Consider the following 12,064-nt stretch of genomic DNA (forward strand, 5'->3'; position numbering starts at 1 on the left):
ATCAAACCGGCAGTTTTTTTATCGGGTAAATATCAAATCGGGTGGATTTACCTTTCAGCGAATAACCTGGCTCCCGATTCCCAAGGATCGGTGCATGCGCTGGCCGCTTCACGACAACGCGATAACGAGCCTTCACCAAGGCTTCTGCCAGCAGCTGATCAGCGTCATTATTTTCACCCACCAGTTGATGAAAAACCTGCATCTCTTTTTTAACTTTGGCGGATTTTTCGCGAGGCGGAAACATCGGATCCAAGTAAACAACGTCGGGCATTGATTCCGGTCTGATCTGCTGAAGATACTCAACACCGTTTGCGTTGTATAGCACCATTCGATTCAATATGGATTGCAACTGCTCGTCCCCTGCTGCAGTCCGTGCCCGCTCGAGTCCATCTGCAAGTAACGCATGCACCAGCAGATTTCGTTCAACCATAGTGACCCTAGCGCCCAGTGACGCCAGGACAAAAGCGTCCTGCCCTAAACCTGCGGTAAGATCCAGTATTGACGGCTTGAAACCTGATTTATTCAAACCGGTCGCTTTTGAAATGTCCTGCTTTTTTCCCCCGCCATAAAGCCGACGGTGCTGGGCAGAGCCGGCAACAAAATCGCAGCGAACAGGTCCTGAAGCACCCGAACCGAATGGCAGTAAACACAGCCCCTGCTCATCCACACACAGCGCGATTCCTGCCTCCAATGCGGGTAACTCGTCAATTGTCCTGAGAGGGAGATTAAGCTGCGCAGAAAGCAATTCGGCCCGGCTATTAAAGCCGGGCCGAAACACTACAGCAACAATGGGATCAGACACTTCCAGCACTAGTTAATCGGCACCAGCTCCAACTCTACTCGCCTGTTGGCCTGACGGCCCTCCGCAGTGTCATTACTGGCGATCGGGTAACGTTTGCCGTAGCCGGTTGTGTAAATCCGTCCAGCCAGAACTCCGTGGCTGCTAAGAAATGATCCCACACTACTGGCACGGCGCTCACTCAGTGTCTGGTTGTATTCTGCGCTGCCGCTTGAGTCAGTGTGTCCGGCGATGCGAATATTGGTCTTGTTGAATTCAGCGAGCACAATCGCTACTGATTCCAAAGTGCCATAAAACTCGGGGCGTACCTCATGCCGATCAACGCCAAAAGTAACATTGGAAGGCATGACCAGGCGGATGTTTTCACCTTCTCTTACCACCCTGACTCCGGTACCTTCCAGCTTGGCCCGCAATGCGGCCTCCTGACGGTCCATATAATAGCCAATACCTCCACCGATCGCCGCACCTCCGGCGGCACCTATCAAGGCTCCTTTTTTGCGATCGTCTTTACTCGAGGTAGCCGCGCCAACAACTGCTCCAGCAATAGCACCAATACCTGCACCTTTTGCAGTATTACTGGTTTTCTGCTGCCCCGTGTAAGGGTCAGTCGAAGCACAGGCCACCAATAACATAACCAGAGAGGTTATCAGAATGTGTTTAAATAGTTTCATCGTTTATTCTCCTAAAATAACAACAATTATGAATGCCTTTGTTTCTGTGATCCTGCCTTTGACACTTGCTTAAGGAAATTATTAAGCACCACTATTTATTTACCTTATAATTCTGGTACAACGTACAGGGGTTGCAAGCACAGATCTCTCATATCAACATATTTCTTGCTTTGCAGTCCCGTATTTTAAAACAACTGGAAACAAGGCCAATGACATGAGCGTTCTACAACGTCGTAAACTCATAGCATCCAGCATTCTATTATGCCTTATCTGCACGCTCGTGAGTGGCTGTAACCGTTACCGTCTGACCGTAAATGAGCGAAGTGTTTTTGAACCAGCTCCCTTATTTAAAGACCACCGTATTGCTGACCAGGCCCTCGCTCAGTGTGTGGAACAGGCAATTATCGATCAGCAGGTCACTCGGCCTGCCCAGCTTTCCAAACTTTCCTGCTCACATGCCGGGCTCATCAGCCTTGAGGGAATTACTGTGTTTACTGGCCTCATCCGGATCAACCTCAAGGGTAATAGCATTATCGGCATCAAACCATTGCTATTTTTACCCCGCCTTGAAAGCGTCAATCTCGAAGATAACCCCTCGCTCAATTGTCAGGATGCAGCACTACTGGAAGAACAGCTGTCCGGAGAATTGCTAAAGCCGAAACACTGCAGACAAATTAAGTAACATTTTTGTCAATGTAACGTTTCAAATACCGGTTGGTTGACTTTTATCACGCGTAAGTTACCCACAGAATCTGTGGATAACTCTGTGAATTACTTTTAGAAAACTGCATAAATGCCACTAGAAACAAGCCCTCTGTACAGATTGGTTGTTTTTTAACCATATGAAAAAGTATATATTTATCAGATAGTTAGAGCTATCAATATCAAGAATCAATGACTTACGAGACATTCCGTCATTTTTTATAAGGTTATCAGTCTAACTGTGGACAAAGAAAGATCGTACGCTAGTTTATTTGTAATACGGGTTGTTCATTCATTAAACAGTTTCTAATAGCCGGGTCTGAAGAAAGGGCAATATGCGCAGAAAAAGTGTTCTCTCAATACTCACCTACTCGAGAGATAGCCACCCAAAACCCTCTGACTGACAGGCAATGTGCAGAGCAGCCACTTGCTTCTCAAGGCCGGCAACAGCTTCTTGTACTTTTTCAGGGTGATTGTTTTGTTCGCTGATATGCGCAAGTACAAGATGCTGGAGGCGCCCCAACGCCACATGCTCAAGCAGCTCACGTGACTGCGTGTTGCTGAGGTGCCCCCAGTCACCACCAACACGCTGTTTAAGTCTCGGGGGATAGGGGCCGTTAGATAACATTGCATGGTCATGGTTTGCTTCCAGCAACAGTCCGTCACAGTTTGCGTACTGCTCTGCAACGTGGGACGAGATATGGCCCAGATCGGTTAGTACCCCCAAAGTGTGTCTGCCGTCATTCACCAGATATTGAACAGGTTCTCTGGCATCGTGGGGAACGGCAACAGGAATCACCGTCATCGATGCACATTGAAAACTGTTGTGGCTATCTATGATCTTCAGTTTATGGTGAGGGGATTTCAGCGTGTTGGCAGTACCAGCTGTCATGTAGACCGGTAGGCAATATTTCCTGGCAAGCGGCAGTACGCCGCGAATATGGTCACCGTGTTCATGGGTCACTAATATACCCGACAAGTCTTCAGCACTGCGCCCAAGACGAGATAGCCGTCGCTCAGTCTCTTTCACTGAAAAACCGCAATCAATCAGAAGCGAGCTATGACCATCCTCGACAAGTGTCGCATTGCCTTTACTGCCACTTCCAAGCGAGGCAAACTTCATCAAGCTCAGGAGAGATTATTGCGTATGATTTTCAATAGTCTGGCAGACTGTGAAGTCTGAATGCTCTCACGCCCGGCCCCGGTAATACGCACTTCAACGCCTTGTTCGACCGATTTTACCAAAACCTGATAAGCATTTTTTTCCGGCTCTTTTTTACCGCCAAATAGCCCCCAGAGAAATCCATCACCCTCCTCCTGCTCCGCTTCTTCCATGTAGTCGACATAAACTACACCAGCCGTCTTGTCCTGATCCGTTACCGAAAACCCGCCTCGCGAAAGAGAGTAGATCACCGAAGCCCACGAGCGATCATAATTGAGTTTCAGTTTCAGAAATGGATCAGCTACCTGAGGCGTGACCATTTCAACCTTGGCTTCGCCACCAATAGACTGGGCGAGCAACGAAATTGTGCCACTGCTGATATCACTGGCCATCATGTTGGCAACGATTTCCAGCATCTGCTTTTCCCGCTCCTTGTCCTGCGACACCTCTGGCCAGCTGGCTGCCGCTTCTTCTGAACCAACAGCAACCTGAGTATGCGTCAGTTTCACTTCCGTGCTGTTGATTTGAACAGCAGGTTCAACCCGCAAACGAAAACGGTGACTGTTCTTGTCATCATCTTTAAACTGGACCCAGCTGGTTTCCATAATGCCCGATGCAGCGTCAACACTGGTTGTGGGAACGCCGTTTCGACTGAGAATATTACGCACCCGAGGCCAGACTTCTTCTGGCGGCCGGTTAATCAGTATCCATGCGCTATTTTCATAAGACTGGATTTTTACTGTTTCTTCAAACCGGGTTTCTGAAAGCGGACGAGGACGCGGCAAAACGTTACTCTCAGCGGAAACCTCTGTACTGGCAATATCCGGGATAACATAAATCTGCCCGATGACGGAAGCATCCACACCATCAGGCAATGTCATAGGAGGGATTTCCTCCGATTTGAGATAATCCGAGCTTCGATCCCGAATCAAATCACCACAACCACTCATTGCCAGTATCCCGACAAGAACCGGTACCCTGTGCCACTTAGTTATCGATCTCGACATGCCTATTGCTTCCCCCAAACCTGTTCCTGAAAAACGTTTACAGCAAGCCTGCTGCTACTAGTGCACTTCTAACCTGCTGCCGGTAAGGCTCTGCAAGCTCTGTCATGGGTAACCTTATCGCGTGCTGCATATGCCCAAGCTCGGCAACCGCCCACTTGACGGGAATCGGATTGGACTCCAGAAACATCGCTTTGTGAACCGGCAACAGTTGCTGATGAATAGCACGCGCCTGGCTTGCTGATTCCTCATCTCCGTTCATCGCCAACTTGCACATCTCGGCAATCTGCCGGGGTGCGACATTTGCCGTCACCGAAATATTGCCATGCCCACCCATGATCATCAGCTCGACAGCCGTTTCATCGTCTCCCGAATAAATTGCAAAACCTTCGGGGCAACTGTTGATCAGTTCCCGCGCTCTTGCCATATCACCCGTTGCTTCTTTAATGCCGATAACCCCGGGCACACTGGCTAACCGGCGCACGGTATCCGGTAGCATGTCACAGGCAGTACGGCCGGGAACATTATATAAAATCTGTGGGATATCGACGGCTTCAGCAATGGTTTTGTGATGCAGATACAAACCTTCCTGCGTCGGTTTGTTGTAATACGGCGTTACCGAGAGACAGGCGTCTGCTCCTGCCTGTTGCGCGGCTCGTGTCAGTTCAATTGCTTCATTGGTACAGTTTGCCCCGGTGCCCGCTATTACGGGAACACGGCCACCTGCTTGCTCTACTACCGCGGCAATAGTCGCCACGTGTTCCTGAACATCCAGTGTTGCCGACTCACCTGTTGTTCCTACTGCAACGATAGCATTGGTACCCTGCTCAATATGCCACTCAACCAGCTTTTCAAGGGCATTCCAATCCACTTCAAGATTATCGGCACACATGGGTGTCACCATAGCGACCAGACTACCGGTTATCATTGAAAACCCTCAAACTCGATTACTGTTACAGCGATAAGCTACTTTAGAGCGAAGGCGTAATGGTACTGACGAGAAGCAAGCGGTACAAGCGCATTAGACGCTTATTTAGTATTTATCTACCGATTATGAAATGTTGTTAAAGCCTGTTCTTTTTGCGTTTTTTTACTTTTGCAGGATAAACCGGTTCAGCACCCGGTGGGCGGGTTTTAAACCGCCGATGAACCCACATGTACTGTTGCGGGCATTCAGAAATATAGCTTTCGACATATCTGTTAATGGTTTCCGCATCAGCCACATCATCACCAGCAGGAAAATTCTCCAATGGCGGATGCACGGTTACCCGGTAGCCCTGACTACCAGGCAAGCGAATCTGGGTAAACGGTACAACAGCAGCATCGCCCATTCGGGCAAAGCGAGCAGTTGCTGTTACCGAAGCCGCAGGTACACCAAAAAAGCTGGCAAAAACACTTTGCTTTGGGCCGTAATCCTGATCCGGGGCATACCAGATAATTCGCCCCTGGCGCAAAGCTCTGAACATGCCACGCACATCCTTACGCGGGTAAACAACGCTATCCCCGGTACTGCGCGAAAGTCGACCACGCGCCTGCACGTAGTCATAAACGGCATTTTTGTGAGGGCGATACATGCCATCAATCGAGAACCTGTCCGAAAGTGCAGAAGCACCCACCTCAAGGGTGGTGAAATGAATTGCCATCAGCAAAGCGCCTTTTCCTTTTTGCTGTAATTGCATCAGATGCTCCACGCCTTCAATTTGAATCAGCCGAAAAAATCGTTTATCCGACCACCACCAAGCCATACCGACTTCAAAAAAAGCCATGCCGTAACTGGAAAAATTCTCTTTAACCAGCGTCGTCCGTTCTGTAGCGGTCATCTGGGGAAAGCAAAGTTCAAGATTGCACTCGGCAATCGCTCTTCTTTCATGTCCAACACGATACATCAGACGACCCAGCAACCTGCCGAGCCAAAGCAAGATCGGGAACGGCAGTATCAAAATGGCACGCCATAAACCGAGGCCCAGCCAGGTCAGCCAAAAGCGCGGATGCAGAAATTTACTCTCAAATGGCGGTTTATTCATGTGTTACCGAGTCGAAGGGACCCACAGTTCTTCACCAAAAGCCCAGTGGCCAACAATTCGCTTTTTTATCTGGCCTTCGTGTTCAAGCTTAAGTACATGAGCCCACAGGGATAATTTCGCCATCCTATGCAGCGCCGGATCAACATCATCGTATACCGGAGGCAACAATTGATCGAGTGACGCCTGCTCCATTTCCCGAAGTATTCGCATGATTTTTTTCTCGCGAATCATTCGGTGCCGAACAATATTTTTCAGCACTCGCTCGGGGTTATCCATTACATCGCCGTGGCCCGGAGCAATTGCCGTGATCGGAAAACCGGCCAACAACTCAGTCGATTGTAGATAGTGGGCCATATCACCGGCCGGGGGAATGATGACTACCGATGATCCGTTCATAATATGGTCGCCTGAAAACAACAGACCGTCCTGATGCAAAAAATAACAATAATGATTTGCTACGTGTCCCGGTGTATGAATTGCTTCAAGAACAAACTCGCTGGACGAAAGCAATTCGCCATGCTGAATATTTTGTTTAACCGTAAAACTCATGTCCTGATGGCCATCATCAGGCATCACACAGCCCAGTAATTGGGCTCCCGATCGTTCAGCCAGCATACTGGCAGCAGGAGAATGATCCGGATGCGTGTGTGTAACCAGAATCCATTTCAGGCGATCACCACAGGCACCCAAAATTTCGTTGATATGAGAATCGATTGGTGGACCGGGGTCAATAACCGCAACCTTTTCATTACCCACTAAATAAGTGTTTGTGCCATTGCCTGTCATACGGCCAGGGTTGGGTGCCGTTATTCGACGAACCAGATCAGACAATTTTATGACAGGCATAACAAAAAGGCCGATGCTTGCGCACCGGCCCCCATGACATCAGACGAGATTATTTATAGGCACTACAGGGTTAACGTCAGCTTCGTAATCCACACCAGGGACTTCAAATCCGAACAACCGCAAAAACTCTTCCTTGTAACCTTTCAGATCAGATAGCTCATGCAATCTCTCCGTGGTGATCACACCCCAGGCATCTTCTACCGCCTGCTGTATTTCCGGGCGCAACTCCAGTTCATCGACGCGATAACGTCCTTCGTCATCCAGCCTTGGTGAATCAGAATACAGGCACTCTTTATAAAGCCTGAATAACTGCTCAATACACCCCTCGTGACTACCATCTTCTTTCATCACCTTGAACAGCAGTGACAGATAAAGCGGCATGATTGGAATAGCTGAACTCGCCTGCGTAACCACAGCCTTGAGCACCGATACACGGGCATCACCACCAGAAACAGCCAGCTTGCCTCGAATATCCAAGGCTTTCTTATCGAGATCCTTCTTGGCCTGTCCAATAGTACCATTCCAGTAAATATCCCAGGTCAGCTTTTCACCCACATAGGTAAAAGATGAAGTTTTAGCCCCAGGCGCCAGGACACCAGCCTCATCAAGCGCATCAATCCACATCTGCCAGTCTTCACCGCCCATGACAGCGACAGTGTTATCAATATCTTCCTGGCTGGCTGGCTCCAGAGAGAAATCCTGAATCACTTCTTTATCGGTATTCAGCCCGCGCTGGGTGACGGCTTTACCAATTGGCTTGAGGGTAGAGCTGAATACTTCACCGGTTTTAGGGTGTTGACGGCGGGGGGCCGCCAGACTGTAGATAACCAGGTCCACCTGACCGAGATCTTCCTTAATGGTTGCAATCGTTTTGGCCTTGATCTCATCGGAAAATGCATCACCATTGATGCTCTTCGCATAAAGTCCATCCTGATCGGCAAACTTGTGGAAAGCGGCAGAGTTATACCAGCCGGCAGTACCGGGCCGTTTTTCTTCACCTTCCTTCTCAAAGAAAATACCCAGTGTTGACGCACCATAGCCAAACGCAGCGGTAATCCGCGAAGCCAGGCCATAACCCGTCGATGCCCCTATTACCAGTACTCGCTTGGGGCCATCGCCCATAGGCGCTCTGGATTTTATATAATCAATTTGTTGTTTTACGTTGGCTTCACAACCGGCTGGATGCGTAGTAATACACATAAAACCACGAATTCTAGGTTTGATAATCATCCCGCTCTCCGTCAATCAGTCTCTGGAATTATTTCAATTTTTGGTCAGGCGCCAATAATACAGCGAAGGCGTTTATTGCGCCATGCGCTACCTGCATCATTCTTTGGTTACTGCAATTTCGGTTGTTTCAATAATGTGGCGGAGGGCTATCGCTGGCAACACCACCGTCAGACAAACCACCTTCTGCAAGTTCATTGAAGCGATCGATCAAAATTTTGCAAGCCTCGCTCAACTCATCAATTTGCATCTGCTGAGCAGCAACAATTTTATTAAGATCATCCAGTAAATCTTCCTGATAAACCTGCCGGGTTTCAAGTTCGATTAAACGTGATTCACTCACTGTTCCCAACCTCTTTTTTACAAAAAAAACCGCAGGTAAATACCTGCGGCCTTCTGTATAACTTAACAACAAATAGCTGATTTACAGCTTGTCAGCATTACTTGACAAGTATGCGGCAACGCCATCCGGTGTCGCAGTCATACCACTGTCTCCTTCAGTCCAACCTGCAGGACAAACTTCACCGTGCGCCTGGTGGAAGTTAAGCGCATCCACCATTCTCAGCATCTCATCCACATTACGGCCAAGTGGCAAATCGTTAACGACCTGATGGCGAACATTTCCTTCTTCGTCGATCAGGAAAGAAGCGCGAAAGGCTACTCCACCTGCTGACTCAACATCATATGCCTGGCAAATTTCGTGCTTGGTATCCGCCACAAGAGTATATTTAACCTTGCCAATACCACCATCTTCAATGGCTGTGTTGCGCCAGGCATTGTGACTGAACTGGGAATCAATGGATACACCAATCACCTCAACACCGCGCTTTTGAAACTCTTCATATCGGTGATCAAACGCAATCAGCTCTGAAGGGCAAACAAATGTAAAATCCAGTGGATAAAAGAAGATAACCGCCTTTTTCCCCTTGGTTGATTCAGCCAGGTTAAATGCGTCAATAATTTCTCCATTACCCAACACTGCCGCTGCAGTAAAGTCCGGGGCCGGCTTACCTACTAATACACCCATGTTATAACTCCTGTTAGTGAACGTTTAAGATTAAAATCGGGTTAACAACCTCTGACAATCATTTTACACATTGGCCACAAACTGTCCCATTGTAAATCGCTATACCAATGATTGGTCTTACTTATACCTAACCAACCCAAAGCAACTCACCGAATCAGCACTGACTCAAAGTAAAAATGACAGTCTATTCGGCGCTACCTTCATCGTTTGCCGCAGCTTCCTCGATAACCTCTTTCAATTCACCTTTTTGATGCATCTCGGTAACAATATCGCAACCGCCGATCAGCTCGCCGTTAACCCACAGCTGCGGGAACGTCGGCCAGTTACCATACTTTGGCAAATTGGCACGAATATCCGGGTTTGACAGAATATCCACATACGCAAACCGCTGGCCACACTCCATAACCGCCTGCACCGTACGCGCCGAAAAACCACACTGAGGCTGGTTAGGAGAACCCTTCATATAGAGGATGATGGCGTTGCCTTCTATCTGTTCACGAATCGTATCCATAATATCCATAGAGTGACTACCTTTAAATAATATCTGACTGGAAAGGTTGGTTATTTTACCTGTTTCTGCCCCCGTCTAAAACCTTCTCCTTAAAATAACTTCTCCCGAACCAAAAGCTTTTGGCGTATGAGCCCACACAACTTTTGATTCACATCAAACGATAATGATAATGAGTTGCATTCGTAAAAAGTTGTCGTTACCATACGCCACCTTCGCATCAACGAAAGACCAATAACAAAAACATTCACACCAACTTTATCTATATAGCAACGGGAAATTTTTATGAAGAAACAATTACTTGCAACCATTATCGGCCTGAATGCTGCCGCACTGACCGCTTCTGCCAGTGCAGCTACGCCCAGCATGGAAGAAATGTGGGAGCTGATACAACAACAGCAAGCTGAAATTCAAACCCTGAAAGCTGAACTGGGGAAAAACACCCAGCAAATAAAGGAAACTCAAACCCGTGTAACCGCGACGGCAGATGCGGTTGAATCGGTCTCCAGTGTTTCAACAAAACTGGCGTCGTGGGTAGAAAGAACCTCCATAGGCGGTTACGGCGAACATCACTTTAACCACATAGAGGACGATAATGATCAGATTGATGCACACCGCTATGTCCTCTACTTCGCTCATCAGTTTACTGATGATCTGCGCTTTTTCTCCGAGTTTGAGCTGGAACACTCCCTCGCCGGAGACGGAAAGCCCGGTGAAGTTGAACTTGAACAAGCCTTTATCGAGTGGGATTTCGCAGACAACCATCGCGTGCAAATCGGTCAATTCCTGATACCCGTTGGCATCTTAAACGAGACCCATGAACCGGATACTTTCTACGGTACCGAGCGCAATAATGTTGAAAAAGAAATCATTCCCGCCACATGGTGGGAAACTGGTGTCATGGTAACAGGAGAGATCGCGCCTGGCCTGAGCTATAACGCAGCAATACATAGCGGGCTTGAAGTGCCGAATTCATTTCGCATACGCAGTGGCCGCCAGAAATCAGCCGAAGCCAACGCAGAAGATCTGGCCTTCACCGGCCGCCTGAAATACACCGGCATTCCCGGGCTGGAACTGGCCGCAACCATTCAGCACCAGCAGGATATTACTCAAGGCAGCACAACTTTCAGCGAGAGCGCCGAAGCCACTCTGTTTGAAACACACCTTGCTTACCAGGGTGATCGTTTTGGATTGCGGGCACTGTATGCCAACTGGGACATTGACGGAGACGACGCAGAAACCGCAGAGGCTGACTCTCTCGATGGCTGGTATGTGGAGCCCTCGTTCAAAATCACCCCCAAGCTGGGAATCTTTGCCCGTTACAGTGAATTCGAGCGCGGCGACAAGTCAGATACTGATTACGACACCTGGGACTACGGCATTAATTACTGGCTACACCCCCGTGTCGTGCTGAAAGCCGACTATTCGGATAGTGTCGGTGATGCAGAGAGTGACGCCTTTAACTTGGGCGTTGGCTGGAGTTTCTAACAGCTAAAGCGCGTCACTCAACTATTAATCTTGGTCACGGCAGGGGTATAAGCTATCCCCTGCCATTTTTTCAAGGCTCCGCCATGAACGCCATTAAATACCTGTTACCGGTTTTCATTCTGTTTACAACCAGCATCCAGGCAAAAGGCGTCTATCTGTCAACAAATGACTTTCTGGCAGAATCCTTCAATCACCAGCAACCCGCTCTGGAAACCCTGTGGCTTGGCAAGGCACACAAACTGACTGCTGCAAAAATCATGAACCGCCCTGTCAACAGCCTGCGTGTACGCTACTGGAAACTTGGCAATCGGACGGCCTGGATACTTGAAGAGATTGGCAAGGAGTTACCCATCACTATCGGCATAGTGATTGATAGTGACCGTATCCATAAGGTAGAGATTCTTGAATACAGGGAGAGTCGCGGCGGTGAAGTCCGTTATCCGGCTTTCCGCAAACAGTTTATTAATGGAAAACTGGATGAAAATTATCGGTTAAACAGTAAAATAGATGGCATTACCGGCGCCACCCTGTCTGTTCGAGCCGTAACAAGAACAGCCAACCTGGCGCTCTACTACCACAAACAGGCTCTTGCCCAATAAGTAATTA

General features: G+C 48.5%; 14 protein-coding genes. 3 read left to right on the forward strand and 11 right to left on the reverse strand.

The features are described from left to right. Position 1: 1 nt before the first annotated feature. Positions 2 to 811: a class I SAM-dependent methyltransferase gene (locus tag H7A02_06235; protein MCP5171848.1), complete on the reverse strand. Its 810-nt coding sequence runs from the start codon at positions 809 to 811 to the stop codon at positions 2 to 4. Next, positions 811 to 1,470 carry an OmpA family protein gene (locus H7A02_06240; GenBank protein MCP5171849.1) on the reverse strand — a complete coding sequence of 220 codons (660 nt, stop codon included), beginning with the start codon at positions 1,468 to 1,470 and terminating at the stop codon, positions 811 to 813. Before H7A02_06240 ends, H7A02_06235 begins: the two co-directional genes overlap by 1 nt. A gap of 214 nt (positions 1,471 to 1,684) precedes the next feature. On the opposite strand from H7A02_06240, the gene H7A02_06245 reads away from it, so the two are divergent. Further along, positions 1,685 to 2,152: a hypothetical protein gene (locus H7A02_06245; GenBank protein ID MCP5171850.1), complete on the forward strand. Its 468-nt coding sequence runs from the start codon at positions 1,685 to 1,687 to the stop codon at positions 2,150 to 2,152. Positions 2,153 to 2,539: 387 nt separating this feature from the next. Here H7A02_06245 and H7A02_06250 read toward each other — a convergent pair whose 3' ends face one another. The 9 genes from H7A02_06250 to grxD all read right to left on the reverse strand — a co-directional run bounded on the left by H7A02_06250 (position 2,540) and on the right by grxD (position 9,982). Continuing rightward, positions 2,540 to 3,295: an MBL fold metallo-hydrolase gene (locus tag H7A02_06250; protein MCP5171851.1), complete on the reverse strand. Its 756-nt coding sequence runs from the start codon at positions 3,293 to 3,295 to the stop codon at positions 2,540 to 2,542. Positions 3,296 to 3,300: 5 nt separating this feature from the next. Continuing rightward, positions 3,301 to 4,341, reverse strand: coding sequence for an outer membrane protein assembly factor BamC (gene bamC, locus H7A02_06255; GenBank protein MCP5171852.1), 1,041 nt, complete (start codon positions 4,339 to 4,341; stop codon positions 3,301 to 3,303). A gap of 37 nt (positions 4,342 to 4,378) precedes the next feature. Further along, entirely contained in the window at positions 4,379 to 5,266 is an 888-nt protein-coding gene (locus H7A02_06260; GenBank protein ID MCP5171853.1) for a 4-hydroxy-tetrahydrodipicolinate synthase, read from the reverse strand. Positions 5,267 to 5,402: 136 nt separating this feature from the next. Further along, the gene (gene lpxL / locus H7A02_06265) at positions 5,403 to 6,362 is read right to left on the reverse strand and encodes an LpxL/LpxP family Kdo(2)-lipid IV(A) lauroyl/palmitoleoyl acyltransferase (GenBank protein MCP5171854.1); all 960 of its coding nucleotides are present in this window, start codon (positions 6,360 to 6,362) and stop codon (positions 5,403 to 5,405) included. A gap of 3 nt (positions 6,363 to 6,365) precedes the next feature. Next, positions 6,366 to 7,148 (reverse strand): MBL fold metallo-hydrolase, encoded by a 783-nt coding sequence (locus H7A02_06270; protein MCP5171855.1) that lies wholly within the window; start codon positions 7,146 to 7,148, stop codon positions 6,366 to 6,368. A gap of 99 nt (positions 7,149 to 7,247) precedes the next feature. Next, positions 7,248 to 8,438: a trans-2-enoyl-CoA reductase family protein gene (locus H7A02_06275; protein ID MCP5171856.1), complete on the reverse strand. Its 1,191-nt coding sequence runs from the start codon at positions 8,436 to 8,438 to the stop codon at positions 7,248 to 7,250. A 127-nt stretch (positions 8,439 to 8,565) separates the two neighbouring features. Beyond that, the gene (locus tag H7A02_06280; GenBank protein MCP5171857.1) at positions 8,566 to 8,778 is read right to left on the reverse strand and encodes a SlyX family protein; all 213 of its coding nucleotides are present in this window, start codon (positions 8,776 to 8,778) and stop codon (positions 8,566 to 8,568) included. Between the two features lie 81 nt (positions 8,779 to 8,859). Further along, a complete protein-coding gene (locus H7A02_06285; GenBank protein MCP5171858.1) occupies positions 8,860 to 9,462 on the reverse strand; it encodes a peroxiredoxin C in 603 nt (200 codons plus the stop codon). A 184-nt stretch (positions 9,463 to 9,646) separates the two neighbouring features. Next, positions 9,647 to 9,982: a Grx4 family monothiol glutaredoxin gene (grxD, locus tag H7A02_06290; GenBank protein MCP5171859.1), complete on the reverse strand. Its 336-nt coding sequence runs from the start codon at positions 9,980 to 9,982 to the stop codon at positions 9,647 to 9,649. A 273-nt stretch (positions 9,983 to 10,255) separates the two neighbouring features. On the opposite strand from grxD, the gene H7A02_06295 reads away from it, so the two are divergent. Together H7A02_06295 and H7A02_06300 are read left to right on the forward strand one after the other, a co-directional pair. Further along, positions 10,256 to 11,458, forward strand: a complete 1,203-nt coding sequence (locus H7A02_06295) for a porin (GenBank protein MCP5171860.1) — start codon at positions 10,256 to 10,258, stop codon at positions 11,456 to 11,458. 83 nt (positions 11,459 to 11,541) lie between these two features. After that, positions 11,542 to 12,057: an FMN-binding protein gene (locus H7A02_06300; protein MCP5171861.1), complete on the forward strand. Its 516-nt coding sequence runs from the start codon at positions 11,542 to 11,544 to the stop codon at positions 12,055 to 12,057. The last annotated feature ends 7 nt before the right edge of the window (positions 12,058 to 12,064 follow it).

The organism is Pseudomonadales bacterium, from assembly GCA_024234435.1.
Classification (GTDB): domain Bacteria; phylum Pseudomonadota; class Gammaproteobacteria; order Pseudomonadales; family Porticoccaceae; genus JACKOF01.